Source organism: Kutzneria chonburiensis, assembly GCF_028622115.1.
Taxonomy (GTDB): domain Bacteria; phylum Actinomycetota; class Actinomycetes; order Mycobacteriales; family Pseudonocardiaceae; genus Kutzneria; species Kutzneria chonburiensis.
In genome coordinates this window covers 2064288-2091279 of the sequence record NZ_CP097263.1, presented here as the reverse complement: position 1 = coordinate 2091279, position 26992 = coordinate 2064288, and the positions used below count along the sequence as shown (strand labels likewise).

Genomic DNA, 26992 nt, shown 5'->3' with positions numbered 1-26992 from the left:
GGCGCCGGGGACGGGCAATTCAGGCAGCGACGCTCAGCTCCGGCTCGCGGACACCGATCAGCCGCAGCAGCGGACCGGTCATCGCGGTGGTGAGCAGGGCCATCAGCACCAGAATGGTGAAACCGAGCGTGTTGACCACGTGATACTGCAGGCAGATCGAGGCGACGATCAGCTCGGTGACGCCTCGGCAGTTCATCAGCGTGCCGACGCGCAGCGACTCCCTGGCCGGCAGTCCGGCGAGGCGGGCGCCGCCGCCGGCGCCGACGAACTTGGTCACGGTGGCGACCAGCACGACCGCGGCCAGCAGCAGCCAGCCGTCGGCCGAGCCGGTGACCGACGTGATCACGGTGCTCAGGCCGACAGTGGCGAAGAACAACGGCAGCAGCACGATTTCGGTGAAGCCGTAGAGCTGTCGGCGGACCCGCTCCACCAGTGCCTCGTGTCGCGGCAGCAGCAGTCCGAACAGGAACGCGCCGACCGCGGCGTGCAGCCCGATGATCTGGGTGCAGGCCGCATAGGCGGCGGCGCAGGCGATCACCAGCGGCAGGGCCCGGTCGCCGATGCGGCGCACCAGCCAGGCCAGCAGCGGCCGCACCACCACGAAAGTGAGGATGACCAACCCCGCGACGAGCACGATGGTGGTCAGTGGACCGGAGTTCCCGGCAAGGCCGGACAGGGCAAGGATCAGGGTGAGGGCGAGCCACGCCGTGCCGTCGCCGATCGCGGCGCACGCCATCGCGATCCGACCGATGCGCGAGGTGTCCATGCCCATGTCGACCAGGATCCGGGCCAGCACCGGCATCGCGGTGATGGACATGGCCAGGCCGAAGGCCAGCAGGAAGGCCACCGGGTGCTGGTTGGAGCCGGCGATCAGCGGCTGGCCGAGCGCGGCGATTCCGACGCCGCCGGCGAACGGCAGCAGCATGCTGCCGGCGGCAATGCCCGCGACCACACGGCCGTCGGCCCGCGGATTCTCCAGCCGGGCCTCGCTGCCGAGCAGGAACAGGAAGGTGACCAGCCCCAACTGGCCGACCACGGTGACGCTGCCGATCACGGTCGGTGTCAGCAGCCAGGCCGAGCCGGCCGGCCACAGCGGCGCCAACACGCTGGGCCCGAGCACGATGCCGCCCAGGATCTCACCGACGACGGGTGGCTGGCCGAACCGTCTCGCCACGCCGGCCAACAGGCGGCAGACCACCACGATCACTGCCAGTGCCAAGAGGAAGTGGGCGACCGGATCGGCCGCGGGTAGCGCGGTCATGACGACCCTTTCAATTGTCGGTGAAATTGTGGGAACACCGCCAGCAGATGCTTGACAACCCAGCAAAACGGACATATCGGAACATGCAGCTACCCAGCCCCCAGAAGCCCCATGAAACGATACCCCCTCCCCCACCCTGACAGAAGCAGGCAAAAGTGGACAAGCCGTCGTGCTTCCGCACGGCCCATTGCCATTCCGCCACGAGAACGGTCGAACCGTGACCGGGGAGATGATTCACGCGCATCAGCCGTTCGGCCGAACCTCCGGTCACCCAACGCGCTCACAGTGACCCCGACATAGTCCCGGCTACCAACCAGTAACCGACAAACCAGCAGGTCACAGCCCTACGGGCTCATCAATAGGCTGGAACTTCCTGCCCCGTCGACCAATGACGGCCTAAACGATTGTGGACTTGGGGGTAAGGATCGGCGTACTTCCGTCGCTGCTGATGATCACGTCCTGTGTGCGGTCAAGCCACTCAGTGCTAACGTGCGTCTCGGCCTACCCGAACTGACAAGGCTGACAAGGGGCGCGGAAAAGTTCCATCTGCTTGACCTCCTCCGGCGTATGCCCGGCGCCCGGACGAGCATTACTGGGGTAATGGATCCTTAGGCGGTATTCGTGGACGTCTCCATACTTGGCCCGTTCAAGGTTGCCCGCTCCGGCGCGGACGTCACACCCTCCGCGCCGAAACTGCGCAGGGTGCTCGCGCTGCTCGCCGTCCAGGCGAACCGGGTCGTGAGCATCGACCAGATCATCCAGGAGCTGTGGGACGAGCGCCCGCCGCCCAGCGCCACCACCACCATGCAGACCTACGTCTACCAGGTACGCAAGGTCACCCGGCAGTACGACCAGGCGGGCCACGATCTCGGCGCGGACGACCCGGACGGCAGCGGCATGCTGCACACCACGTTCGGCGGCTACATGTTGACGCTTCGGCCGGAGGCGCTCGATGCCCTGCGCTTCGAGCAGCTGGTCGAGAAGGGCCGTGGTCAGCTCGCCGCCGGCGAGCTGACCACGGCGGCCTGGACGTTCCGGCTGGCCCTTCAGCAGTGGAAGGGCCCGGCGCTCACGGCCGTCAACACCGGCCCGGTCCTCCAGGCGGCGGCGGTCCGCCTCGAGGAGATGCGCAAGAGCGTGCTGGAACAGAGAATCGACATCGACCTCCAGCTCGGCCGGCACCACGACCTGATCAGCGAGTTGATCAGCACGGTCAGCGAACAGCCGACGCACGAGGGCTTCCAGGCCAAGCTGATGCTCGCGCTGTACCGGGTCGGCCGGCGCTCCGAGGCGCTGCAGACCTATCAGCGGGCCCGCGCGGCCCTGCACGACGAGCTCGGGCTCGAGCCGTCGACCGAGCTGCGCCGGCTACAGAAAGCCATCCTGGACAACGACTTGCGGCTGGATGTGCCGCCGGGCACCGCGACCACCGGCGGCTTCGCCGGCGCCGCCACCCCGCCGAACATGCTGCCGCCGGACGTCGCCGTCCAGGTTGGACGGGACCAGGAGCTGGCCGCGGCGGGCGAACTGCTCACCAGGGCGGACCGCACGACCGCCCCGGTGATCGTGGTCGCCGGCGCGCCCGGCATCGGCAAGTCGGCGTTCGCCGTGCACCTGGCCCACAAGGTGCGGGCCAGCTATCCCGACGGGCAGCTGCACCACCGGCTGACCGACGACGACGGCACCGCGCAGCCGCCGGCCGAGGTGCTGGCCGAGCTGCTGCGCGTGATCGGGGTGGCCCCGGAGAAGATCCCGCCGACCCTGGCCGCCCGCAGCCAGTTGTTACGCAGCTGGACGGCCAACCGACGGGTGCTCATCGTGCTGGACGACGCGGCCGGCATCGACCAGGTGCTGCCGCTGCTGCCGGTCGGCGCCGGCTGCGCGACCGTGGTGGCCAGCCGCCGCCGCATCGCCGGCCCGGCCATCTCGATGACCGTGGACCTGGCGCCACTGGCCATTGAGGACGCAACCCAGCTGCTCACCACGGTGCTCGGCGCGCAGCGACTGGCCGCCGACCCCGAGGGCACCGGCCGCCTGCTCACCCTCTGTGCCGGACTGCCGCTGGCTCTGCGCGAGGCCGCGACGCGGCTGAGCCTGCGGACACACTGGCTGATCGGCCGGCAGGTGGACCGGATGCGGGTCGGCGACACCGAGATCACCGACAGCATGCTGCGCAGTCATCGGCTGCTGCCGCCGGGCGCGCGGCGGGTGTTCCTGGTGCTGCTCGACTCCGACGCCGGCGCGATCACCGCCGCCGCGGTGGCCGCACTGACCGGGATGGACGAGGCGACCGCCGAGTCCTACCTGGAGGATCTCGTCGAGTTCCTGCTGGCCGACGCCTACCGGCAGGCCGACGGCACGTTCGTCTACCGGACCCACGCGCTGTACCGGGCCGCGGCGGCCGTGCTCGACGACAGCGCGCGGAACCTGCCGCTGACCCCGAGCCCGTACGCGGGCACGCACGACCGGCTCCCCGTACACCAGCTGCGCACCTGACCCGGCGATGGGAGAAACACGATGCCGTACGCGGCAATCAGCTATCGGATCAAGCCAGGGCACGAGGACGAGATCGCCCAGATCTTCGCGAACTTCCAGCGCGTGGACACGCCGGAGCTCAGCGACGACACGGGCGAGCAGGTCGGGCGGCTGCTCGGCACGGCGGTGTTCGTCAAGGGCGAGAACCTGGTCCGCGTGATCCACTACGAGGGCGACTTCGCCGCGGTCGGCCGGCACATGGCTCGGCAGAAGGGCGTGCACAAGCTCGAGGAGGCGCTGGCGCCGTATCTGCTCGACGAGCGGGACACCACCTCGCCCGAGGGCTTCGCCGCCTACTTCCGTGACGCCACGATGCGGTGCGTCTCGCAGCTGGACGTCGCCAACCACCCGGCGACCGCCTGAGCACTGACAAGGCCGCCTCCCCGTCGAAGGACGGGGAGGCGGCCTTGTGGTTGAGCCGTATGGAGTTCGGGGAGGGTGAGGGGTGCGGGGATCAGCGCTTGGCGGTCTGGAGCCGGCCGGTGTGCTCGCGCAGCAGCTCGGTCATGCGTTGCAGGTAGCGGCGGATGGCTTCCCGCTCGCCGTTGCGGAACTCGCTCTCCACCAACGCGTTCACCGCCTGCCGCAGCGGCTCGAAGACCCAGGCCAGCTTGGCGTCGACGCCGTCGCAGGGCGCGACCAGGATGCGGCGGCGGTCGTTGGGGTCGCGCAGCCGGCGCACGTAGCCGGCGCGCTCCAGTCGGTCGACGACGCCGGTGATCGCGCCGGTGGTCAGGCCGGACATGTCGGCCAGCCGGCCCGCGGTCACCATCGAGTCGGCCCGCATCAGCAGGTCGAGGCACTTGTAGTCGGTCGGTGAGACACCGAGGGTCTCGCCGACGACCGCGTGGAAGAGCACCTCCGCGCCGCTGAAGTCACGATTCACTTGCCCGAAGTCGAAGTCCACAGCGCGAATCACCGCCTCACCGTCGATGTCGAACACAACTGTCGAACACCCCCGCCACCGGCTCGGATCGGTGCCCATCGTCGGAGCCGATCATCGGAGATCGATGGAGAACCGGACGCGACCGGCACCAGCGGACCGCCTCCTCGCCGACCCCTGATCGACCTCAGGGTATATCCCTGATGTTCGACTAGTCGAAAGTATACTAGCGTTAGCGGTGTTCGAGCGAGACCCACTGACGAAAGGGCAGGCGGTGATGGCACGCAGGCACAGCAACACCCTGGCCGCGGCGGTGCTGGCCGTCCTGTGGGAGGGCCCGACACACCCCTACGCCGTGCAGCGCACGCTGCGCGAACAGGGCCTCGACCGCAGCATCAAGATCAGCCGAGGCACGGTGTACCTGCTCTTCGGCCAGCTCACCAAGGACGGACACGTGGCAGCGGTGGCCACCGGCCGCACGGCCAACCGGCCCACGCACACGGTGTTCACCCTGACCGAGCCCGGCCGCGCGCAGCTGCTGGACTGGGCCAAGGAGCTGCTGTCCGTGCCGAGCACGGAGCACGGCGCCTTCCCCACCGGCCTGCGACTGCTGCCCGTGCTCCCGCCGGCCGAAGCGGCCACACTGCTTCGGGCGCGGTGCGCCGCGCTGGCGGCCGAGATCAGTACGGTCAGGGCCGCACCGAGCCACCCGCTCGTCGACGAGTACCGCCGGGCCCAGCTCGAACTGGAACAGGACTTCGTGGACCGTCTCATCGCACGTATCGAGCACCAGCCAGCCGACAGCGGTCGGCGTCACACTCGGACCGCCGCCGCACGGGGGCGCTCGCACCAACTGGAGGAATCATGACCGCAGTGAAATCCGCCCTGATCATCGGCAGCGGCATCGCCGGGCCCGTGACGGCGATGGCACTGCAGAAGGCCGGCATCGACGTCACCATCTTCGAGGCCTACGACGGGCGGGCCGCCAACGTCGGCGGCGCGTTCACCATCGCCACCAACGGCCTCGACGCGCTGGACGCGATCGACGCCCTCGGGGCGACCGAGGGCCTGGGCTACCGGGCGCCGCGGATGCAGATGTACAACGCGGACAGCAAGCTGATCGGCACGCTGGCCACCGGCATCCCGCGCTCGGACGGCGTGAACAGCACCAGCTTCCGCCGGGCCGACATGTTCTCGGCGCTCAACGGCGAGCTCAAGCGGCGCGGCATCCGCACCGAGTACGGCAAGCGGTTCGTCCGCTACACCGACAACGGCGACTCGGTCACCGCGCACTTCGCCGACGGCAGCGCGGTGACCGCCGACATCCTGATCGGCGCGGACGGCATCCACTCGCAGATCCGCAACATGATCGACAGCTCCGCGCCCAGCCCGCGCTACACCGGGCTGGTCTCCTTCGGCGGCTTCGCGGCCAACCCCGGCCTCAAGCCGGACCCGACCGGCTGGCACATGACCTTCGGCCGCAAGGCCTTCCTCGGCGTGTTCGTGCCCAACGCCAAGGAGGTCTGGTGGTTCATCAACGTGCCCCGCGACCAGCCGCTGTCCAAGGAGCAGATCGTCAACGACGGTCTTGAGCGCTGGAGCAACCAGCTGATCGACCTGTTCAAGAAGGACAACACCAAGGCCGAGGCGGTCATCCGGGCCACCGGTCCGGCCGGCCTGATCGTGCTCGGCGCCCAGTACGACCTGCCGGACGTCAAGCACTGGCACAAGGGCCGGGTGGTCATCGTCGGCGACGCCGCGCACGCCGCGTCGACCAGCTCGGGCCAGGGCGCGTCGATGGCCATGGAGAGCTCGGTGACGCTGGGCCGGTGCCTGCGTGACTGCGCCACCCCGGAGGAGGCCTTCACCACCTACGAGCAGATCCGCCGCAAGCGGGCCGAGAAGATCATCGCGTACGGCCAGAAGAGCGCCAACTCCAAGGCGGCCGGCCCGTTCGCCGCGATGATGCGGGACACCTTCATGGGTATCGGCCTGAAGTACTTCTACAAGCCCGACTCGACCGACGCGTGGCTGCTGTCGCACCACATCGACTTCAACGCGCCGGTCCAGGTCGAGCTGGCCACGGTGTGACCCCGCCGGTCACCGGGTCGGCAGGCCGTCGGCCTCCGACTCGGTGACCGCACGCAGACCCTCCTGGGTCCAGGTGAGTCGGCCGGCGCGCAGCTCCACCAGCACCGCGTCGACCCACCGGATCTCGGCCGAGGTGACGGCCAGCAGGTATTCGGCGTCCAACAGGGACACCGCGGGCACGACCGACGCGGTGGCCTTGATGCCGTCTGCCAGTCGGTCGGCCTCGGCCCGCAGCCGTTCCAGGCGCGTCTCCAACCGGGTGATCACCTCGGCCGGCTCCAGCAGCGGGATGAACGACACCGCCGCCGGGAACTCGGCGAAGCTCTTCTTGGGGTCGGACAGCATGTCCCGCAGCCACTCGGCGGCCACCTCGTCGCCTTCCGAGGTGATCTCGTACACCGTGCGCTCCGGCCACTGGCTGTCCCGCTCGGTGTTCAGCACGGCGATCAGCCCGGTGTTGCGCAGCCGCTCGATCATCTTGTACAGCGACGCCCGCGGCTCGACGTTGATCACCTCGTCCTTGCCCCACTGCTTGATCAGCTGCTGCATCCGGTACGGGTGCATGGGCTCGACCTTGAGCAGGCTCAGGATGGCCAGGGCGAGTGGGGATCGACGATGCGCACGGCTCACCGGACCCATGGTAACGGTCACCCGCCGTTCTGGACCGCTTCCACAGCGACGCACCAAGAACGGCTGCCATCGTCCACGGCATTGCCAGCGATCGTCAGGGACGGAGTGGCACATGCGTGAATCGACACGGGTGCTGGTGATCGGCGGCGGTCCCGCCGGTTCCACCGCGGCGGGCCTGCTCGCCAAGGAGGGTCTCGAGGTGACCCTGCTGGAGCGCGACCATTTCCCGCGCTACCACATCGGGGAGTCGATCCTGCCCTCCTGCCGGCCCATCCTCGAGCTGCTCGGGGTGTTCGACAAGGTGCAGTCGCACGGTTTCCAGCCCAAGGGCGGCGCCTACTTCTTCTGGGGCACCGAGGAATGGGAGGTGGTGTTCAGCGAGCTCGGCGACGACGGCGCCAACGCCTTCCAGGTGGTGCGCTCGGAGTTCGACAAGCTGCTGCTCGACCACGCCCGTGAGCTCGGCGTCGAGGTGCACGAGGGCGTGCAGGTCAAGGAGCTGGAGTTCGACGGGGAACGCCCGGTCGCGGCGGTCTGGGCGGAAAGCGACGATGCCTCGGTCGGCGGCCGGATCACCTTCGACTACCTGGTCGACGCCTCCGGCCGCAACGGCCTGATGGCCGTCCGCAACCTGCGCAACCGCAAGTTCCACAACGTGTTCCGCAACGTCGCCGCCTGGTCGTACTGGCGCGACGCCAAGCCGCTGGACCGCGGCCCCGACGGCGCGATCACGGTGAGCTCGGTGGAGGACGGCTGGTTCTGGGGCATCCCGCTGCACGACGGGACGCTCAGCGTGGGCCTGGTGACCGGCCGGGACGGGTTCAACGCCAAGCGCAGCGAGCTCGGCTCCATCCAGGCGGTCTACGACGAGGCGCTGGGCACGTGCCCGTCCATCGCCGGCCTGCTGGAGGGCGCGACCCAGGTCAGCGAGATGAAGGTGGAGCAGGACTACTCCTACGCCGCCGAGTCGTTCACCGGTCCGGGCTACTTCCTGATCGGCGACGCCGCCTGCTTCCTGGACCCGCTGCTGTCCACCGGCGTGCACCTGGCCACCTACAGCGCGATGCTGGCCGCCGCGGCGATCGTCAGCGTGGAGCGCGGCGAGGTCGAGATCGAGCACGCGCAGAGCTTCTTCTCCACGGTGTACCGGCACGCCTACGAGCGGCTGCTGGTGCTGGTCTCCACGTTCTACGAGTCCTACCGCGGCAAGGAGCACCACTTCTACCAGGCCCAGACGCTCAGCCAGGCCGACCGCGACGGGCTCAACCTCCAGTCCGCCTTCGACCGGATCATCACCGGCATCGAGGACATGGAGGACGCCGCCGACGTCTACGCCCGGGTGCAGCAGCACCTGCACGGCGCGGAGAGCGGCAACCCCAACCCGCTGGCCAACCTGAACAAGGTGCACGAGCAGAAGCAGGCGCCGATCAACCCCGAGCAGGCGGTCGACGGGCTGTACCTGAGCTTCTTCCCGTTCGGCCTGCGCAAGGCCCTGGCCGCCGTCGCCGGCGAGAAGTAGGGGCGGGTCATGGATCTCGGGTTGACCGGCAAGCGGGTGCTGCTCACCGGCGGCACCCGCGGCATCGGCCGGGCCACCGCGCTGGCGTTGGCCGGCGAGGGCGCGTCGGTGATCGTGTGCCACCGCAACGACAGCGAAGCGGCGGCGAGCCTGGCGTTGCGGCTCAAGGAACTCGGCGACGGCAACGAGGTCGTCCGGGCCGACGTCACCGACCAGGCCGACGTGACGCGGCTGCTCGAGCACGTCGGGACTGCTCTCGGCGGCCTGGACGTGGTGGTGAACAACGTGGGCGTGGACGGCTTCGTGCCGTTCGGCGACCTGGCCGAGGACGAGTGGCACCGGGTCCTCGACCACAACGTCACTACGGCCTACCTGGTCACCCGGGCCTCCCTCGGACTGCTGTCCGACGGCGCCTCGGTGATCAACGTCGGCTCCTCGGTCGCGCTGCGCGGGCGGGTCAACGGCGTGCACTACACCACGTCGAAGGCGGCCCTGATCGGCCTGACCCGGGCGCTGTGCAAGGAACTCGGGCCGCGACGGATCCGCGTCAACACGGTCTCCCCCGGCCTCACCGAAACCGAGCCGGGGGCGGGATTGCCGCCGGCGGCGGTGGAGCGCATCGTCGGGATGACGGCGCTCGGGCGGATCTGCCAGCCTTCCGATGTCGCCAATGCGGTGTTGTTCCTGGCCGGCGACCCGTCCAGCTACATCTCCGGCGTGACGCTCAACGTGGACGGGGGCGTCTGATGGGCCGCCCGATCGCGTTCCTCGGCCTCGGCGGCATGGGCTCCGGCATGGCCGCCGCGCTGGTCGCGGCCGGCCTGCCGGTCACCGTGTACAACCGGACCGCGGCCAAGGCCGAACCGCTGGTCAAGGCCGGCGCGACGCTCGCCGCCTCGGCCGCCGAGGCCTGTGACGGGGCCGAGGTCGTGCTGATCAGCCTGGCCGACGAGTCCGCTGTGGACGATGTGCTGTTCGGCGACGCGGTCGGGCGGCTCAAGCCCGGCACGGTGGTGGTCGACACCTCGACCGTGTCGCCGACCTTCGCCCGCAACACCGAACTGAGGCTGAACGCGTCCGGCGTCACCCGGGTCGAGGCGTGCGTGCTGGGCAATCCGCAGATGGCGCTGGCCGGCAAGCTGCGCGTGTTCGCGGCCGGCCGTGAGTCCGATGTGGACGGTGTGCGGGACGTGCTGTCCGTGCTCAGCCAGGAGATCCGGTTCCTCGGCCCGACCGGCCGGGCCAGCACGTTGAAGCTGGCGTTCAACCTGATGCTCGGCGTGCAGGTGGCCGGGCTGGCCGAGGCCGTCGAGTTCGCCGAGGGCGCGGGGCTGGGCCGGGACGTGTTGCTGGACGCCATCGACAACAGTGGCTGGCAGTCGCCGGTGTTGGCCTTCCGGTCGGGTTTCATGCGGCAGCGGAGGTACTCGCCGGCGGCGTTCCGCACGGTGTTGATGCGCAAGGACCTGCTGTTGGCCGGCGAGCAGGCCCGGGCCAACGGCATCGACCTGCCGGTGGTGGACGCGGCCGTGTCGCGCTACGACGACGTGATGGCCGCCGGCCGCGGCGACGAGGACGCGGCCGTGCTGGTCGAGGTGCGACGGGAAAGGGAGCAGGGGTGACGGCGACGGAACCTGCGGTGGACATCATCGAGCTCGGCACGGCGTTCTGCACGGCCAAGATCGTGCTGAGCGCGGTCGAGCTCGGGCTGTTCACCGAGCTGGCCGGCGGGCCGGCGACCGAGGACGAGCTGCGGGCCCGGCTCGGGCTGCACGCCCGTGCGGCCGGCGAGTTCTTCGACGCCCTGGTGGCGTTGGGCCTGTTGGTGCGTGACGGCACGCGGTACCGCAACAGCGCTGTTGCGGCCGCCCAGCTCGTGCGCGGCCCCGACTACCAGGGCGGCTTCCTCGAAGGCGCGAACTACATCCTGTATCCGGCGTGGGCTCAGCTGACCACCGCGTTGCGTACCGGCCAGGCCCAGGTGCCCGGCACCGCCGCCGACGCGGTCGCCGATCCGCGGGCGCAGCTGGGGTATCTGGCCATGCAGGACGCTTTGAGCGGCCCGTTGGCCGACGACCTGGCCGGCGCGTTGGACTGGTCCAAGTACAACACCATGGCCGACATCGGCGGCGCGCGCGGCAACATGGTCAGCCTGATGCTGACGGCGTTCCCGCATCTGCACGGGCACGTGTTCGACCAGCCGGCCAACGAGGGTCCGTTCAGCGACCACATGCGGTTGCGCGGCGTGTCCGACCGGGCCGGTTTCACCGGCGGTGACCTGTTCCGCGACCCGTTCCCGCGGGCCGACGTGCTGGTCATCGGGCACGTGCTGGCCGACTTCTCGCTCAACGAGCGGATCTCGTTGGTGTTCAAGGCGTTCGAGGCCGTCAAGCCGGGCGGGGCACTGCTGGTCTACGACCCCATGACCGACCTGGAGCGCCCCGTGCGCGACGCGTCGGTCGCCGGGCTGCACATGCTGCTGATGACCGAGGGCGGCCAGGCCTATCCGGTCGTCGAGTGCCAGCAGTGGTTGCAGGACGCCGGTTTCGCCGACGTCACGAGCACCAGGATCGGACGGGGCAACGCTGTGGTGATCGGTCGCAAGGAGTGAGCATGGACATCGGGGTCGGGCTGCCCACCACTGTGCCGGGAGTGACCGGGCCGGTGCTGACCGAGTGGGCCCGCCGGGCCGAGCGCCTCGGCTTCGCCAGCCTCGGTGTGTTGGACCGGCTGGTGTACGACAACTACGAGCCGGTGGTCGCGTTGGCCGCGGCCGCCGCCGTGACCTCGCGGATTCGGTTGGCCGCGACCATTTTGATCGCCGCCTACCGGGACAGTCCTGCCGTGTTGGCCAAGCAGCTCGCCACCGTCGACCATCTCAGCGGTGGCCGGTTGGTGGTCGGCGTGGCCGCCGGTGGGCGTGAGGACGACTTCGTCGAGGCCGGCACCGCGTTCGCGGGGCGTGGCAAGCGGTTGGACGACATCGTCGCCACTTTCCGCGAGGTGTGGGCCGGCTCCGGCGTCGGCCCCGCCGCCGCTCCCCCGCTCGTCATGGGCGGGCACTCCCCCGCCGCCATGCGCCGGGCGGCGGCGCATGGGCAGGGTTGGATCGGCGGCGGCAGTTCCACCGCCGGCTACGCCGCCTTGGCCGAGCAGGCCCGCTCGGCGTGGAAGAAGGCCGGCCGCTCGGACTCGCCGCGGATGATGTCCTTGGGCTACGTCAGCCTCGGCCCTGACGGCCGTTCGCAGGCGCAGAGCTACCTCCGTGCGTACTACGCTTTCGCCGGTCCCAAGGCCGAGATGGCCGCCGCCGGCGCCATCACCGACGCCGGCCGGTTGCGGGAGACGATCGCCGCCTACGCCTCAGTCGGTTGCGACGAGTTGATCCTGTTCCCGTGCACCACCGATCCCGCCCAGCTCGACCTCATCGCCGCCGAGGCTTTGCCGTGATCGTCAGCGCCTTGTCCATTGTGGAGCTTCTCGGCAGCGGCCTCACCGCCGGCGTCCTGTTCGCCGTGGCGTTGAGCGTCCTGCCGGCCTTGTTCGCCATGCCCATGGACCGCTACATCGAGACCCACCGGTTGTTGGGCCGCAACTGGGATCCCACCATGCCCGTCATCGTGCTCACCTCGACCGCAGTGGACGTCGCCTTGGCCGTGCTCACCGACCACGCCGTGTTGTTCGGCACCGGCGCCGTGCTTCTCCTTGCCGTGTCCGGCGTTTCCCACCTGTGCAACGTGCCGATCAACCGCCGCGTCAAGGCCTTGGACACGTCGTCCATCCCGGCGGAGTGGCCCGATCCACGTCCTCTGTGGCGCCGCTTCCACACCTTGCGCACGGTGTTGGCCATCTTGGCCCTGCTGGTCAACGCCGTCGCGATCGTCTAGGTCTGGGGCGTGCGGTGGTCGCGTCTGGCACCCGCGCCGCGCGACTACCGCCTCCCTGTCCCACCGGTCCGGGTCGGCGGCCGGCGGGTGGTAGGCAGCAGAGTGGCGAACGCGCGGCGCGGGCACCACACAGCACCACCACCCCACGGCAAATCAGGTGCCGGGCCGCGCCTCTCTTGCCGTGCACACGGGATCAGCGATCCTGGCCTTGGCGGTCAACACCGTCGCGACCGTCTAGGTCCCGGACGTGCCGTGGTCGCGTCGAGCGCCCGCGCCGCGCACCTACCATCTCCCTGCCCAACTCGCCCGGCTCGGCTCGCTATTCAGGGCCGTTCGCCTCGTGCTCCCGGACCCGCGACACGCGGGTTTGGCCGACTCCCGACGGCGGAGGGGCGGGTGCTGGCACCATTCCAGCGCGGGAGGAAGCACGGGGAGGCACTGATGGGCGACGCCGAGCAGGAGCGGGGGACGCGCGGTCCCAGGGTGTTGGTGGCGGGGGCGAGCATCGCGGGCCCGGCGCTGGCCCACTGGCTGCGGCGGTGGGGAGCCGAGGTGACGGTGGTGGAGCGGGCCTCCGAGCTGCGGCCCGGCGGACAGGCGGTGGACGCGCGCGGGGTGGCCAGGGAGGTCATCGCGCGGATGGGGCTGGCCGACACGGTACGCGCGGCCTGCACCGACACAGCGGGTGCGCAGATCGTGGACGCGGACGGGCAGGTGCTGGAGACCTTCCGCGCTGAGGACGACGGTGGCGACGGGTTCATCGCGGACATCGAGATCCTGCGCGGGGACCTGTCGCGGGTGCTGTACGACGACACCCGCGACGGCGTCGAGTACGTCTTCGGTGACCGGATCGCCGAGCTCACGCAGGACGCGGACGGGGTCGACGTGGTCTTCGCGGGCGGCGACCGGCGGCGCTTCGACCTGGTGGTCGGGGCCGACGGGCTGCACTCGTCGCTGCGGGAGATGGTCTTCGGGCCGCACGACCGCTTCCTCCACCACCTCGGGCACGTGCTCGCCTTCTACAGCGTGCCCAACGAGTTCGGCCTGGACCAGTGGCTGCTCGAACACCAGGACCAGGAGTCCGGGCGCTCGGCCCTCCTGCGCCCGATCCAGGACGCCACCCGCGCGATGGCGATGTTCTACTTCCCCTCGGCCGACTTCGACGTCGACCACCGTGACGTCGCGGCCCAGAAGGTCCTGCTGCGGGCCCGGATGGCCGGCCTCGGCTGGCTGACCCCGGACATCCTCGCGCACCTGGACGACACTCCGGACTTCTACCTAGACCAGGTTGCCCAGGTGGTGATGGACCGCTGGTCGAGCGGACGGGTGGGGCTGCTCGGGGACGCGGCGTTCAGCTCGTCGCCGATGTCCGGGCAGGGCACCGGGCTGGCCCTGGTCGGCGCCTACGTGCTGGCCGGTGAACTGGCCGCCGCCGGATGGGATCCCGACAAGGGGTTCGCCGGCTACGAGGCGCGGATGCGCTCGTTCGTCGAGGCCAACCAGGAGATCGGCCGGCTCAACGCCCGCAGCCGCCAGGTGCCCGGACCGGACGCCGAGCCGAGCCCCGACTTCACCGGCGACTGGTTCACCGAGCTGGTCGGGCGCGCGATCAACGGTGTCGAGCTGCCCGACTACGCGGGGACCACGGTTCGGTAGGGCCCCGAACCGGCCGGTGGCACCAGTCACCGGCCGGTTCCACGTCACGCCGGTTTGTTGGCGATCACCAGGGACATGTCGGTGCTCAGCGGCCGGTGCTCGACCTTGCCGTAGCCGGCGTCGTGCAGCCACTCCGTGAGCTGCGACAGGCGGTGCCCGCCGCCGCCGGGGGTCATGAGCTGCATGTTGATGCCCCGCACCAGGTTCCGGAAGTAGCTGGGCTCGCCCTCGACGATCACCGAGTCGCAGATGAGCAGGGCCCCGCCGGGGTTGACCGCCGGGAACGTGCGGGCGAGGAGCTCACGGCGCTGGTCCTCGGTCCAGTCGACCAACGCGTGGTTGAGCATGAGCAGGTCGGCGGCCGGGATGTCGTCGGCGAAGAAGTCGCCGCCGTGGAACCGCAGGCGGGCGGCGTCGGGGCCGAGCTCGGCCATGTGCTCGTCGAACTGGGGACGCACGGCGGGCAGGTCGAAGACGATGGCGTCCAGGTGCGGGTACTCCTGGGCGACCAGAGCCAACGTGTCGCCACGGCAGCCGCCGAGGTCGACGACGCTGCGGTGGCTCTCCCAGTCGAAAGCCTTGACCAGCGTGGGAATCAGCGGCCGGCTGATGCTCTCGGTCATCTTGGTCAGCAGGGCCACCCGCACGGGGTCGTCCCACAGGCCGTCGAACATCTCGTGGCCGCTCTCGGCGGCCAGCGGCGGCTTGCCGGTGCGCAGCAACGCCCCCAGCTGACCCCAAGCGGGATACATGACCTGGTCGGCCCAACTGAGGAAGCCGCCGAGGAAGTTCTCGCCGTTCGCGCTGAGGAACTGGTTGGCCACGGGACCGTTGCCGTACTTGCCGCCGGACTGCTCGAGCAGCCCCAACGCGACGAGGGCGTCGAGGAACAGGCCGGTGCCCCGCGGGTGCAACTCGAGACGGTCGCAGAGCTGGGCGGCGGTGGCCGGACCGTCGGCCAGCGCGGTGAACAGGCCGATCTCCGCGCCGGTCAACACCAACTTCGCGGTCTGGAAGGCCGTGGCCTGCTGCTGCACGGTGGCCAGGTCGATGGTGCTCATCTACTCGCTCCTGCTCACGCGTCGAGGCCGGCCAAGCCGGCGAGAACGGGGGCCAGCACGGCGGCCGGGTCGGCGACGCCCTCGGCGGAACGCCACCCCACGAAAGCGTCCGGACGGACCAGCACGGCGCCCTCGGGCTTGAGGCCATACGTCTCAGCGAAGTCCCAGTCGGCCGGCCGCAGCGGGCTGTCGGGCCCGATCTCGTGCGCCACCAACGGAATCCCGAGCCGCTGGGCGACGTCCTCAGCGGCAGCGGCCCATGCGGCGCCGTCAGGGCCGTGCAGCAGCACGTACGAGTCCCAGAACAGGTCGATGGTGGACAGCCGCGCCCCACCGCGCTCCAGCCACACGTGCGGGGCCCGGGTGCCGGGCTCGCCGGACAGCTCCAGCTTCGGCGTGAGCACGCGGTCGTCCTCACTGCCGATCACCGCCGACGACAGGTAGCGGTAGCCCAAAGTGATGATCACGTCGTCGACCATGGCCACCAGGTCCTCCTCGGACCCGTGGCCGTGCCGGATCCGGCTGCGCGCCAAGGCCTGCTCGGCCATCGCGTTGCCGACCTGGTGCCGCTCGTCGTGATAGGTGTCGAGCAGCTTGTCGCCGGCCCAGCCGTTGATCACGCCGGCCAGCTTCCAGGCCAGGTTGTGGGCATCGTGAATACCCGTGTTGGCCCCGAAACCGCCGGCCGGCGGGTGCACGTGCCCGGCGTCGCCGGCCAGGAACACCCGGCCCACCCGGAAGTGCTCGGCCACCAGCTGGGCGCCGGTCCACGGCACCTTGTCCACGATCTCCACGTCGATGTCACGGCCGGCGGCCGAGCGCACGATGTCCACGCAGCGCTCGTCGGTGAAGTCGGCCGGGGACTCGCCGCGCTCCGGGAAGTACAGCGGGGCGGCCAGCCACGGGTCACGCCCGTGCAGCCGGGACAGGCCCATCATGGAGTCACGGGCGTTGGCGTAGCAGAGGATGAACTTCGCACCCTTGAGCAGGTCCTCCAGCTCGGGGGCACGGAAGTAGATGCTCAGTGCGTTGAACACGGTGCCACGGCCGTGCCGCTCGACGCCCAGCGCCTTGCGCACCCGGCTGCCGGCGCCGTCCGCGCCGACCAGGTACTTGGCCCGGATGGTACGAAGCTTTCCGGCCTCTTCGACGACCGCGGTCACGCCCTCGTCGTCCTGCTCGAACGACTGCAACGTGGTGCCGAACAGCACCTGCGAGCCGAACATCCGGGCCTTGTCGACCAGGATCCGCTCGTAGCGGTCCTGCCCGCAGCCCATCACCCGCTCCGGGCTGACCCGCGGCCCGTCCAGGCTCGGCGCCTCGAGCACCACCTTGTCGTCGATCTCGGCGAAGGTGTTCACCTTGATGATGCCGCCCTCGAAGAAGGCGTGCGAGTCGCCGATCTCCAGCGCGCGGATGTCCGGCCCGATGCCGGCCGCGCGGAACAGCTCCATGGTGCGGGCCTGCAGGCCCGGCGCCCGTGGCAGCAGCGAGGTCTCGCCCCGCTTCTCCACCAGCACGCTCTGGATCCCGTGCCGGCCGAGGAACACGGCGGTGGCCAGGCCCACCGGCCCGCCACCGACGATCAGCACGGGGACGTTCATGTCAGACACGGCGACTCCCTGGGGTAGACCAGCTCGGAAGGAGCATTCCGTGCCCCGGTCGGGAAATCCTGGTGACACCGTGGTGGCCCGGCGGTCCTGGACCCGCGCCCCAAGTCGGCCCCACACCGGCGTGCCAGCGTGACGGACACCGACCAGGAAAGGAACGACGCGGATGACAGGCATCGCGCAGGACACCGGCACTCCCGCCGGGATCATCCGACTGGGCAACGCTTTCTGCGACGCCAAGGCACTGCTGACCGCGGTCGAGCTCGGTTTGTTCGACACGCTGCACGAGACCGGGCCACTGACCGAGGAGGACATCCGCGTTCGACTGACTCTGCATGGCCGGGGGTTGTCCGACTTCCTGAACCTGTTGACAGCACTGGAACTGCTGGTCCGCGACGGTGAGGGCCGCTACGGCAACGCCACCGGCGCGGACCGCTATCTGGTGCGGGGCAAGAGCTCCTACGTCGGCGGCTTCCTGGAGCGGTCCAACCGGAACCTGTACCCGGCGTGGGGCAAGCTGGGCGAGGCGCTGCGCACCGGCCAGCAGCAGTCCGGCTCCGACTTCACCGCCGTGACCAAGAATCCCCATATCCTCCGCCAGTTCATCGGCATGATGGACGCGCTGACCCAGGTGCTCGGCCCGGCGCTGATCGAGGCGTTCGACTGGTCGGACTTCACCTCCGTGCTGGACGTGGGCGGCGCGCGGGGCAACCTGTGCAGCCAGATCGTGAAGGCCCAGCCGCACCTGGCCGGCAACGTGCTCGACCTGCCGGAGATGGAGCCGTTCTTCGACGAGCACGCGGCCGCGCTCGGGCTGACCGACAAGCTGACCTTCCACGGCGGCAGCTTCTTCGAGCGGGAGCTGCCCAACGCCGACGTGGTGGTGCTCGGCCACGTCCTGCACGACTGGGACCGCGAGCAGCGCGGCCACCTGATCACCAAGGCGTTCCGGGCGGTCAACCCGGGCGGCGCGCTGATCGTCTACGACCGCATGCTCGACGAGGACCCGCGGCACGTGGAGAACCTGGTGATCAGCCTGGACATGCTGCTGGTGACCGACGGCGGCTCGGAGTACACCGCCGCCGAGGTGGTGGAGCACGCCACCGCCGCCGGCTTCGAGTCCATCACGCAGGAGCCGCTGAGCGACTTCGACACGATCGTGGTGTGCCGCAAGGCCAAGTGAGCCACCAACCGGGTGGCGCCACATGCGCTTCCCATGTGGCGTCTGGTGCCACATAGGAAGCGCATGTGGCAACTCCCACCGGCAGTAATGCCACATGCGCTTCCTACTTGTGCTCTGGCGACAAGCGGGAAGCGCATGTGACGAAAGAGGGGCCAGCGCGGCTGGCCCCTCTTTCGTCATTCCTTGACCGACAGCTGCGATATGCACCGCAGCAGGCTGCGTTGGAACGTGGCCACGAACCCGTCCACGGTGCCGGTGTCCCGGGGAATGGTCAGGTAGGGCGCGAGCTTGCGCTCGATCTCCTGCACGCCGGGGTGGCTCGCCATGTGCCGGGCCACCACGTCGAGGTCGCCCTCGTACTCGATGAACCGGACCATGGTGTCGTCCCGGATGAACAGGGCGGTGCCGAGGATGCGGGTCCCGGGGTTGCCGGGCACGTCGGCCGCGCCGACCCGGCGGAACCCGCCGAAGATCTCCTCGATCTCCTTCTCGTAGCCGCCCTTGATGTCGTACCTGATCGCCGCGATCGCCATCGTGCTCCCTCTAGTCGAAGTCGAACGCGCTGGCCACGGTGGACCCGTCCGGCTCGGTCACCTTGATCGACTTGGTCGGACAGCCGCGAGCGGCCCGGCGAACGGCCGCGTGCAGCTCGTCGCCGGGCTCCTCGTCGAGCACCACGACCTGGCCCAGGTCGTCGTCCTGGGCGAACACCGTCGGCGCGCGGTACACGCACAGGCTGCTCACCACGCACGTCTCCCGGTTGGCCGCGACCCGCATCACCATTCGACCGGGACCTCGGTGAAGCCCTCCATGAAGCCGCCGAGCGCCCGCGGCAGCTGGTCGCCGGGCACCGCGAGGCGCAGGTCCGGGAACCGGCGCAGCAGCGACTCGGTGGCCACCTGGAGCTCCATCCGGGCCAGCGCGGCCCCGACGCAGTAGTGCAGGCCGGCGCCGAAGGTCATGTGGTGGTTCTCGGTCCGCCGGATGTCGATCTCGAACGGCCGGTCGAACACCTCCGGGTCCATGTTGGCCGCTTCCTCGGACAGCAGCACGCTGGTGCCCTTGGTGATGACCGAGCCGTCGGTGAGCGGGATGTCGTCGATGGCGTAGCGCAGGGTGCCGACCGAGGAGCCCATGATCTGGGTCCGCAGCAGCTCCTCCACCGCCGACGGCACCAGCGACCAGTCGTCGCGGATCTCCTTGACCAGCTCCGGGTGGTGCAGCAGCACGGCCGTGCCGGTGCCGATCTGGCTGGCCGTGGTGACGTAGCCGGCGATGAGCAGGCCGGTCACCCAGAAGTGCAGCTCGTGCTCGTTGAGCCGGTTGTCGTCCTCGTCCCGCACCTTGATCAGCGCGCTGATCAGGTCGTCGCCCGGCGTCGACCGCTTGGACTCGATGAGCTCGGCCAGGTAGCGGAACAGGTCGCCACGGGCCTTGGCCACCTCGTCCGGCGGCAGCTTGCTGACCGAGAGGAAGCCGTCGACGCTGGCCCGGAAGTGGCTGCGGTCCTCCGGCGGGATGCCCAGCAGCTTGCAGATCACGCGGATCGGCAGCGGGAAGGCGAACGCCTCGTTCAGCTCGGCCGGGCGGGGGCCCGCCTCCATGGCGTCCAGCAGCTCGTCGGTGATCTCCTGGGCCACCGGGCGCAGCCCCTCGATGCGCCGGGCGGTGAACGCCCGCGTCACCAGGCTGCGGACCTGGGTGTGCTTGGGCGGGTCGGGATCGATGTGCGGGTTGGTGAACAGGTCGTTGTCGGCCGAGATGCGGGCCGCGTCGGGCCGGGCGATGTTGCGGCTGAGCCGGTGGTCGGCGAACAGCGACCGGACGTCCCGGTAGCGGGTCACCAGCAGCGCCTTGTCCCCGCTGGGCAGCGTGACCTGGACGGCCGACTTGTCGTGCAGGCCCTGCAGGGCCTGCGGCACCTGCATCGGCGGTTCCCAGGCGAACGGGTACCTAGGGGCTTCCGTGGTCATGGCTCGCCTTTCCTCAGGCCGGCCAGGCCGGCTGCTGCCAGCACGCCTGGGCGAAGACAAACTCGTAGCGGGTGCTGATGGTGAACTGCTCGACCAGCCGGTCCCGCTCGGTGGGCGAGGAGTTCTCGCCGACCTCGTCGGCCAGGTCGAGGAACCACTGCACGGTGCGGGCGTAGCCGTGGCCCGGCAGGTAGGCCTCGATCCACTTGTCGTAGCGGGAGTCCAGCTTGTGCCGCTCGACCAGGTCGAGGCTGACCTTGTCGTTGAACCACACCATCGGCAGCAGCGCGCCGACACCGGCGGCGAACGAGGTGGCGCTGGCCGCGGCCAGCGAGCTGATGTAGCCGTGGGTGTACGGGTCGACCGGGGTCGGCTCGGTGCCCAGCGCCGGCAGCTCCAGCTCCTCGGACAGCTCCTCGTAGCGGGCCCGCAGCCGCGTGGCGGCCTCGAGGCTGCCCACGACCGAGCGACCGAACAGCAGCGCCTGGGAGTCCTTGGGCGCGGCCGCGCCGACGCGGTGCAGGGCACGCGCGTAGGTCGGCAGCAGGTGCTCCGAGTCCTGGCGGACGAAGTGCAGCAACGCCTCGGGGGGCAGTGTGCCGTCCCGCAGCCCCGCCCAGAACGGATTGTCCAGCACCTTCTCCAGCGCCGGCTCGGCGATGGCGAGAAGTTCCTTGTGCAGCATGCGATCCTCTCTCAGACGTCCAGGCGAACCCGGTAGTGGCGGAGCCACGAGTCCAGTTGCAGCACCATTTCGACGTTCCTGCGCTCGCCCCAGCCGTCCACCGCGATCGGGCGGCGCTCGTCGCGCAGCGCGGCGGCGGCCGGGCCGTCCAGCAGCGGCCGCACCGGGCTGGCCGGATCGGCCACCACGGCGTCGAACCGCTCCCGCAGCACCTGGCCGTAGCCGGGGTCCTGGGTGACCGGGAACGGGCTCTTGGGCCGGTTGAGCACCTGCTCCGGCAGCAGGTCGGCGACCGCGGCCCGGAGCACGCTCTTCTCCCGGTCGTCGGCGGTCTGCATCGACCACGGGATGTTGAACACGTACTCGACCAGCCGGTGGTCGCAGAACGGCACCCGCAGTTCCAGGCCGACGGCCATGCTCAGCCGGTCGTCACGGGTCAGCAGCAGCGGCAGCCAGCGGGTCAGGTGGGCGTAGCTGATGCCGCGCTTGGCCCGGTCCTCGGCCGACTCCCCCGGCGTGGTCGGGACTTCGGCCCGGGTGTCGGCGTACCGGTCGGCGGTGTAGCCGCGGACGTCGACCTTGTTGAGCAGCGACGGGTCGAGCAGGCCGGTGCCCATGCCGTGCGGCGCGACCTTGAAACCCATGCTCACCCAGGGGAAGTTGCCGGTGTCGACCAGCGTGGGGTCGCGGAACGACTTGTAGCCGCCGAACAGCTCGTCGGCGATCTCCCCCATCAGGGCGACCTTCGACCGCTGCTGCACCGAGCGCAGCAGCAGGAACAGCGAGCGGTCCATGTCCGGGATCGGCCGCGGCAGGTCCTGGGCGCGCAGCGCGGCCGCCTCGACCAGCGGGTCGACCATGTCGCTCGTCTGGAGCACCACGCGTTCGTGGTCGGTGCCGACGTGCTCGGCGACCGCGGTGGCGAACGGGGCGTCCGGGTCCTCGTGCCAGAAGTCCTTGCGGAACCGCTTCTCGTGGCCTTCGAAGTCGACGGCGAAGGTGGTCGGCTTGGCGCCGGTCGCCTTCGCGGCCAGGGCGACGATCGCGCTGGAGTCCAGGCCGCCGGACAGCAGCGTGCACAGCGGCACGTCGGAGACCAGGTGGGCGGACACCGATTCGGCCAGCAGCTCGCGGACCGTGGACACCGTGGTGTCCCAGTCGTCGGTGTGCTCCATGGCCGGCAGCGACCAGTAGCGCCGCGCGGTGATCCGGCCGGCCTTGACCGTGACGACGTGTCCCGGCTGGACCTCGTGCATGCCGCGGTAGACGGCGTGGCCCGGAGTGGCGATGTAGCCCAGCAGCTCGGCCAGGCCCTCGGCGTCGACCACGGCGTCCATCTGCGGGTGGGCCAGCAGCGCCTTGGCCTCCGAGCCGAACACCACACCGTTGCCGGTCTTGGCGTACAGCAGGGGTTTCACGCCGAGCCGGTCGCGGGCCAGCAGCAGCGTGTCGTTGCGCGGGTCCCAGACCGCGAAGGCGTACATGCCTTCGAGGCGCTCCGCGCAGTCCTCGCCCCACTCGAGGTAGGCCCGCAGCACCACCTCGGTGTCGCTGGCGGTGCGGAACCGGTGGCCGCGGCCTTCCAGTTCCGTTCGCAGCGTTCGGAAGTTGTACACCTCGCCGTTGTAGGCGAGCACGGCCAGCACCTGGCCCGACTCCTCGGCCACCATGGGCTGGTTGCCGCCGGGGATGTCGATCACCGCCAGCCGACGGTAGCCGAGCGCCGCGTGCCGGTCCGCCCACACGCCCTCGGCGTCCGGCCCGCGATTGGCCATGGTGGCGGCCATCGTGCGCACGGTGCTCGTCTCAAGTCGCATGTCCCGCTCGAAGTCGACCCATCCTGTGATGCCGCACATGGCGTCAGTGTGTGGCAGCCGGCTGTGGGGCCGATCCAAGGCCGATGGTGGCCGATTCCGCCGCCGCCACCAGGGATCGGGCCACCTCGGCCGGCGTGGCCGACGCGGCGATCTCGGCGGCGATCCGGCGGGCGTTGTCCCGTTCCCGTTCGCCGGCAAGGAGTTCCTCGACCTCGACGCGCAGCGCTCCCGTCACGGCCTCGTCCCTGGTGAGCACGATGCCGGCGCCGGCCGCCTCCACCCGGCCAGAATGGCCGGCGTGGTCGGGGAGCTGGGGCACGTGTAGCTGCGGGACCCCGTGCGCCAGTCCGGTTAGGACAGTCGCAGCGCCGCCATGGCCGATCAGAAGTTGACACTGCGGCAGCAACAGATCCAGCGGCACGTCTTCGACCACCGTGACGCCGTCGGGCAGCGGGCCGAGCAGATCCCGTTGCGCCGCCGAGATTGCCACCACGACGTCCAGGCCCTTGAGGCCGCGGACGATGTCGCCGACCGGGAACAGCGCGGGATCCAGCTTGGCGATGGTGTGTCCCCAGCTGACCAGCACCCTGGGCTTGCCGGTGTCCGGGGGCGGGTCGATGATCCGACGACTGTCGATGGTGAACGGCAAGTGGCGCATGGTGATCCGGTCGCCGCCGCCCGGGAAGCGCAGGCTCGGCGGGGTCGGGTCGACGGCCACCGCGGCCATCGGGTCGACGTGCGACACGCCGTGCCGATCGGCGATCGGGGCCAGCAGCTCGGGCAGCAGGTTTCCGGCTCGCAGCAACAGATCCGGCCCGTACAGGTGTCGAACCGGCGGCACGCCGGCCGCCGCCGCGGCGATCGGGCCGGCCCACGTCGTGGTGTCGAAGACGACGAAGTCAGGGGCCCAGCGGCGGGTCACCTCGACCAGATCGTCGGTCATCGCCTCGGTGTGGGCCAGGAACATCTGGAGGGCGCGCGGTCCCTTGCCGCCGCCACTCGGCGCAGTGCCGCCGGCAGCCGAGGGCAGTACGTACTGGCGGACCATGGCCACCGAGTCGACGTCATCGCCGATGGGGTGCGCCAACAGGCCGCATTTCGCCGCCGTCGGCAGCAGCGAGGGCTGCACGGCCACCAGGACCTCGTGCCCGGCGGACTGGAACGCCCAGGCCAGCGGGGTCATCGCGGCCAGGTGCGACGGCCAGGCCCAGGTCGTGAACAACACGCGCATCTGTCTCGTCCTCCCAGGCCAGCGGACCTCGCCCGGCCACCGTCGCAGCGGCGGATGGGGCCAGGATCGGGCCGGGCTGGTGGTCGCGCCCAGCGGCCGACAACCGGCCGTCGCCACCATGTCGGCATGGTGGACACCGCACGATCGGCGCTGGTCACGGGCGCGAATCGGGGACTGGGCCGGGCCGTGGCCCGGCGGCTGCACGGACTGGGGCTGCGGGTGGTGGTCGCCGGCCGGGACGGCCGCGACGCCAGGGACGTGGCCGAGGAGCTGGGCGACGGCGCGACCGGCATCGAGCTCGACGTCACCGACGACGAGAGCGTGCAGCGGGCGGTCAAGCTGGCCGGACCGGTGGACGTGCTGGTCAACAACGCCGGCATCATGTCGGACCAGGGCTACGACCCGCTGACCGTGCCGATCGACGTGGTGCACCGGCATCTCACCGTCAATGCCCTTGGCGCGCTTCGGGTTTCGCAGGCGTTCGTGCCGGCGATGGTCGAGCGGGGCTGGGGCCGGGTGGTGTTCGTGTCCAGCGGCACCGGCTCGTTCACCAACGGCCTGTTCCCCGGCGCGCCGGCCTATTCGCTGTCCAAGACCGCGGTCAACGGCGTCATGCAGCTGCTGGCCACCGCCACGAAAGGCACCGGGGTGCTGGTCAACGCGGTCAATCCCGGACTGGTGAAGACCCGGATGGCCCCGCAGGCGCACCGTTCGGCCTGGGACGCCTCGGCCGACATCGTCGACGCGGCCCAGCTGCCCGATGACGGGCCCACCGGCGCCTTTCTCCGGCACGGCAAGCAGACCGACTGGTGATTCCAGATCGGCCCCAGTCCGCTCCCAGGCCGATCTGCCATCGTCGCAAGGAAATCCCGTCCCCCACAGGAGACACGATGCATCGCACCCTCATCGTGGCCAGGATGGACGCGGCCGACGCGTCCGCCGTCGCCGACGTGTTCGCCGAGTCCGACAACACCGAGCTGCCCCACCTGATCGGCGTGTCCCGGCGGACCCTGTTCGCCTTCCACGACCTGTACTTCCACCTGGTCGAGGCGGACGCCGACATCAACCCGGACCTGTACAAGGCCCGCAGCACGCCGCTGTACAAGGACATCAACACCAAGCTCGGCAAGTACATCTCGCCGTACGACCCCAACTGGAAGGAACCCAAGGACGCCATGGCTTCCCCGTTCTACGTGTGGACGCCGGCCGACGGGAGGGTCCTGTGACGACTTCCCGAGAGCTCAAGATCGCCGCGGACGACTGCGTGCCCAACAAGCGGCGCGGCGGCGATCTGCGAGTGACCCTCAGCCCCAAGACGGTCGGGTGCACGTCGGGCTTCGGCGGGGTGCTGCGGCTGGGCGTCGGCGAGTTCGTGGCCGAGCACTACCACCCGTACTCCGAGGAGTTCCTGCACGTCGTCACGGGATCGCTGACGATGACCCTGGACGACGTCGAGGTGCCGCTGGGTCCCGGTGACTCGCTGCTGGTGCCGATCGGGGTGCGGCACCGCCTGGTCAATATCGGACAGGAGGAGGCGCACGCGGTGTTCCATCTGTCGCCGCTGGCCCTCGGCCCGATCTCGGCCACGTGGACACCGAGGCCGTGCCCAACCCGGAGATCCCGCACACGCCGGTGGGTCAGCCCGAGGGCGGCCGATGACCGGCCGCGCGGTCATCACCGGCATCGGCGTGGTCGCGCCCGGCGGCATCGGCCGCGAGGCGTTCTGGGACCTGCTGACCGCCGGTCGCACCGCGACCAGGACGATCAGCCTGTTCGACCCGACCGGTTTCCGCTCGCGGATCGCGGCCGAGTGCGACTTCGACCCGGCCGCCGCCGGCCTGTCCCCGCAGCAGATCCGGCGGATGGACCGGGCGGCCCAGTTCGCCATCGTCTGCACGCGCGAGGCGTTGGCCGACAGCGGGATCGAGCTCGGCGGCCTGTCGCCGGAGCGGATCGGCGTCAGCATCGGCAGCGCGGTCGGCTGCACGATGGGCCTGGAGGAGGAGTACGCCGTGCTGTCCGACGCCGGGCAGCGCTGGCTGGTCGACCACAGCTACGGCGTGCCGCACCTGTACGGCTACATGGTGCCGAGCACGCTCGCCGTCGAAGTGGCGTGGGAGGTCGACGCCGAGGGACCGGTCACGTTGGTGTCCACCGGCTGCACGTCCGGGCTCGACGCGGTCGGGCACGGCGTGCAGCTGATCGCCGAGGGCAGTGCCGACGTGGTGATCGCGGGCGCGACGGACGCCCCGCTGTCCCCCATCACGTCGGCCTGTTTCGACGCGATCAAGGCGACTTCGGCCGACAACGACGACCCGTCGACCGCGTCCCGGCCGTTCGACGCCGACCGGCACGGATTCGTGCTGGGCGAGGGCTCGGCCGTGCTGGTGCTGGAGGAACGGGAGGCGGCGCTGCGGCGTGGCGCCCGCATCTACGCCGAGATCTCCGGTTTCGCCAACCGGGCCAACGGTTTCCACATGACCGGCCTCAAGCCGGACGGGCGGGAGATGGCCGAGGCGATCCGGGTGGCGCTGGACCGGGCCCGGCTCGACCCGACCGATGTGGACTACATCAACGCGCACGGCTCCGGCACCAAGCAGAACGACCGGCACGAGACCGCGGCGTTCAAGCGGTCGCTGGGCGACCACGCTTACAAGGTGCCGGTCAGTTCGATCAAGTCGATGGTCGGGCACTCGCTCGGCGCGATCGGGTCGATCGAGGTGGCGGCGTGCGCGCTGGCGCTGCAACGGCAGGTGGTGCCGCCGACGGCCAATCTTCGCACCCGTGACCCCGAGTGCGACCTCGACTACGTGCCGCTGACCGCCCGTGAGCACAAGACGGACGCGGTGCTGTGCGTGGGCAGCGGGTTCGGTGGCTTCCAGAGCGCCATGGTGCTCGGCCGCGGCTAGTGCCCGCTCGTCGACTAGTATACTTTCTACTATGAGCGGCCCGGTCGGGCCGCGCGGCTAC

The 26992-nt window shown here is 70.3% G+C and carries 26 protein-coding genes and 1 pseudogene; 16 read left to right on the top strand and 11 right to left on the bottom strand.

The features are described from left to right. Nucleotides 1-19: 19 nt before the first annotated feature. The gene (locus M3Q35_RS09555) at nucleotides 20-1261 is read right to left on the bottom strand and encodes a cation:proton antiporter domain-containing protein (protein ID WP_273941309.1); all 1242 of its coding nucleotides are present in this window, start codon (nucleotides 1259-1261) and stop codon (nucleotides 20-22) included. A gap of 621 nt (nucleotides 1262-1882) precedes the next feature. On the opposite strand from M3Q35_RS09555, the gene M3Q35_RS09550 reads away from it, so the two are divergent. After that, a complete protein-coding gene (locus M3Q35_RS09550) occupies nucleotides 1883-3757 on the top strand; it encodes an AfsR/SARP family transcriptional regulator (RefSeq protein ID WP_273941308.1) in 1875 nt (624 codons plus the stop codon). Nucleotides 3758-3778: 21 nt separating this feature from the next. Further along, nucleotides 3779-4159 carry a SchA/CurD-like domain-containing protein gene (locus M3Q35_RS09545; RefSeq protein ID WP_273941307.1) on the top strand — a complete coding sequence of 127 codons (381 nt, stop codon included), beginning with the start codon at nucleotides 3779-3781 and terminating at the stop codon, nucleotides 4157-4159. 91 nt (nucleotides 4160-4250) lie between these two features. On the opposite strand, the gene M3Q35_RS09540 is transcribed toward M3Q35_RS09545, so the two are convergent. Next, nucleotides 4251-4739: a MarR family winged helix-turn-helix transcriptional regulator gene (locus M3Q35_RS09540; RefSeq protein ID WP_273941306.1), complete on the bottom strand. Its 489-nt coding sequence runs from the start codon at nucleotides 4737-4739 to the stop codon at nucleotides 4251-4253. 217 nt (nucleotides 4740-4956) lie between these two features. Here M3Q35_RS09540 and M3Q35_RS09535 point away from each other — a divergent pair, with 217 nt between their 5' ends. Further along, nucleotides 4957-5547 carry a PadR family transcriptional regulator gene (locus tag M3Q35_RS09535; protein WP_273941305.1) on the top strand — a complete coding sequence of 197 codons (591 nt, stop codon included), beginning with the start codon at nucleotides 4957-4959 and terminating at the stop codon, nucleotides 5545-5547. Further along, nucleotides 5544-6770, top strand: coding sequence for an FAD-dependent monooxygenase (locus M3Q35_RS09530; RefSeq protein WP_273941304.1), 1227 nt, complete (start codon nucleotides 5544-5546; stop codon nucleotides 6768-6770). Before M3Q35_RS09535 ends, M3Q35_RS09530 begins: the two co-directional genes overlap by 4 nt. Nucleotides 6771-6779: 9 nt before the next feature. Here M3Q35_RS09530 and M3Q35_RS09525 read toward each other — a convergent pair whose 3' ends face one another. After that, the gene (locus tag M3Q35_RS09525) at nucleotides 6780-7400 is read right to left on the bottom strand and encodes a PadR family transcriptional regulator (protein ID WP_273941303.1); all 621 of its coding nucleotides are present in this window, start codon (nucleotides 7398-7400) and stop codon (nucleotides 6780-6782) included. Nucleotides 7401-7512: 112 nt separating this feature from the next. On the opposite strand from M3Q35_RS09525, the gene M3Q35_RS09520 reads away from it, so the two are divergent. The 7 genes from M3Q35_RS09520 (at nucleotide 7513) to M3Q35_RS09490 (ending at nucleotide 14462) form a co-directional block, all read left to right on the top strand. Continuing rightward, nucleotides 7513-8919 carry an NAD(P)/FAD-dependent oxidoreductase gene (locus tag M3Q35_RS09520; protein WP_273941302.1) on the top strand — a complete coding sequence of 469 codons (1407 nt, stop codon included), beginning with the start codon at nucleotides 7513-7515 and terminating at the stop codon, nucleotides 8917-8919. Between the two features lie 9 nt (nucleotides 8920-8928). After that, nucleotides 8929-9666, top strand: a complete 738-nt coding sequence (locus tag M3Q35_RS09515) for an SDR family NAD(P)-dependent oxidoreductase (protein WP_273941301.1) — start codon at nucleotides 8929-8931, stop codon at nucleotides 9664-9666. After that, the gene (locus tag M3Q35_RS09510) at nucleotides 9666-10541 is read left to right on the top strand and encodes an NAD(P)-dependent oxidoreductase (protein ID WP_273941300.1); all 876 of its coding nucleotides are present in this window, start codon (nucleotides 9666-9668) and stop codon (nucleotides 10539-10541) included. The genes M3Q35_RS09515 and M3Q35_RS09510 overlap by 1 nt, the downstream gene beginning before the upstream one ends. After that, a complete protein-coding gene (locus tag M3Q35_RS09505) occupies nucleotides 10538-11530 on the top strand; it encodes a methyltransferase (RefSeq protein ID WP_273941299.1) in 993 nt (330 codons plus the stop codon). Before M3Q35_RS09510 ends, M3Q35_RS09505 begins: the two co-directional genes overlap by 4 nt. A 2-nt stretch (nucleotides 11531-11532) precedes the next feature. Continuing rightward, the gene (locus tag M3Q35_RS09500) at nucleotides 11533-12369 is read left to right on the top strand and encodes an LLM class flavin-dependent oxidoreductase (protein ID WP_273941298.1); all 837 of its coding nucleotides are present in this window, start codon (nucleotides 11533-11535) and stop codon (nucleotides 12367-12369) included. Continuing rightward, nucleotides 12366-12806, top strand: coding sequence for an anthrone oxygenase family protein (locus tag M3Q35_RS09495; protein WP_273941297.1), 441 nt, complete (start codon nucleotides 12366-12368; stop codon nucleotides 12804-12806). Before M3Q35_RS09500 ends, M3Q35_RS09495 begins: the two co-directional genes overlap by 4 nt. Before the next feature lie 441 nt (nucleotides 12807-13247). Then, entirely contained in the window at nucleotides 13248-14462 is a 1215-nt protein-coding gene (locus tag M3Q35_RS09490; protein ID WP_273941296.1) for an FAD-dependent monooxygenase, read from the top strand. Between the two features lie 44 nt (nucleotides 14463-14506). On the opposite strand, the gene M3Q35_RS09485 is transcribed toward M3Q35_RS09490, so the two are convergent. Both M3Q35_RS09485 and M3Q35_RS09480 read right to left on the bottom strand, forming a co-directional pair. Further along, nucleotides 14507-15523: a methyltransferase gene (locus M3Q35_RS09485; protein ID WP_273941295.1), complete on the bottom strand. Its 1017-nt coding sequence runs from the start codon at nucleotides 15521-15523 to the stop codon at nucleotides 14507-14509. Nucleotides 15524-15537: 14 nt separating this feature from the next. Further along, nucleotides 15538-17127 carry an FAD-dependent monooxygenase gene (locus M3Q35_RS09480; RefSeq protein ID WP_273944293.1) on the bottom strand — a complete coding sequence of 530 codons (1590 nt, stop codon included), beginning with the start codon at nucleotides 17125-17127 and terminating at the stop codon, nucleotides 15538-15540. Between the two features lie 172 nt (nucleotides 17128-17299). On the opposite strand from M3Q35_RS09480, the gene M3Q35_RS09475 reads away from it, so the two are divergent. Beyond that, nucleotides 17300-18316, top strand: a complete 1017-nt coding sequence (locus M3Q35_RS09475) for a methyltransferase (protein ID WP_273941294.1) — start codon at nucleotides 17300-17302, stop codon at nucleotides 18314-18316. Between the two features lie 176 nt (nucleotides 18317-18492). On the opposite strand, the gene M3Q35_RS09470 is transcribed toward M3Q35_RS09475, so the two are convergent. From M3Q35_RS09470 to M3Q35_RS09445, 6 genes are read right to left on the bottom strand one after another with little or no spacing between them, the layout of a single operon-like run. Beyond that, entirely contained in the window at nucleotides 18493-18849 is a 357-nt protein-coding gene (locus M3Q35_RS09470; protein WP_273941293.1) for a SchA/CurD-like domain-containing protein, read from the bottom strand. Nucleotides 18850-18859: 10 nt separating this feature from the next. Continuing rightward, entirely contained in the window at nucleotides 18860-19099 is a 240-nt protein-coding gene (locus M3Q35_RS09465) for a ferredoxin (protein WP_273941292.1), read from the bottom strand. Beyond that, on the bottom strand, nucleotides 19093-20289 hold the full coding sequence (locus tag M3Q35_RS09460; RefSeq protein WP_273941291.1) for a cytochrome P450: 1197 nt from the start codon (nucleotides 20287-20289) through the stop codon (nucleotides 19093-19095). The genes M3Q35_RS09465 and M3Q35_RS09460 overlap by 7 nt, the downstream gene beginning before the upstream one ends. Before the next feature lie 13 nt (nucleotides 20290-20302). Continuing rightward, nucleotides 20303-20974: a TenA family protein gene (locus M3Q35_RS09455; protein WP_273941290.1), complete on the bottom strand. Its 672-nt coding sequence runs from the start codon at nucleotides 20972-20974 to the stop codon at nucleotides 20303-20305. Nucleotides 20975-20985: 11 nt separating this feature from the next. Next, nucleotides 20986-22830, bottom strand: a complete 1845-nt coding sequence (gene asnB, locus M3Q35_RS09450) for an asparagine synthase (glutamine-hydrolyzing) (protein ID WP_273941289.1) — start codon at nucleotides 22828-22830, stop codon at nucleotides 20986-20988. A 4-nt stretch (nucleotides 22831-22834) separates the two neighbouring features. Next, entirely contained in the window at nucleotides 22835-24022 is a 1188-nt protein-coding gene (locus M3Q35_RS09445) for a nucleotide disphospho-sugar-binding domain-containing protein (protein WP_273941288.1), read from the bottom strand. A 126-nt stretch (nucleotides 24023-24148) separates the two neighbouring features. Between M3Q35_RS09445 and M3Q35_RS09440 the strand changes: the two genes are divergently transcribed. From M3Q35_RS09440 to M3Q35_RS09425, 4 genes and pseudogenes are all read left to right on the top strand, one after another. Beyond that, the gene (locus M3Q35_RS09440) at nucleotides 24149-24835 is read left to right on the top strand and encodes an SDR family NAD(P)-dependent oxidoreductase (RefSeq protein ID WP_273941287.1); all 687 of its coding nucleotides are present in this window, start codon (nucleotides 24149-24151) and stop codon (nucleotides 24833-24835) included. Nucleotides 24836-24912: 77 nt separating this feature from the next. After that, on the top strand, nucleotides 24913-25248 hold the full coding sequence (locus M3Q35_RS09435; protein ID WP_273941286.1) for a TcmI family type II polyketide cyclase: 336 nt from the start codon (nucleotides 24913-24915) through the stop codon (nucleotides 25246-25248). Continuing rightward, nucleotides 25218-25508 (top strand): annotated as a pseudogene (locus M3Q35_RS48800) (cupin domain-containing protein); the annotation flags it as partial. The gene M3Q35_RS09435 and the pseudogene M3Q35_RS48800, both read left to right, overlap by 31 nt. A gap of 169 nt (nucleotides 25509-25677) precedes the next feature. Then, on the top strand, nucleotides 25678-26931 hold the full coding sequence (locus tag M3Q35_RS09425) for a beta-ketoacyl-[acyl-carrier-protein] synthase family protein (RefSeq protein ID WP_273941285.1): 1254 nt from the start codon (nucleotides 25678-25680) through the stop codon (nucleotides 26929-26931). The last annotated feature ends 61 nt before the right edge of the window (nucleotides 26932-26992 follow it).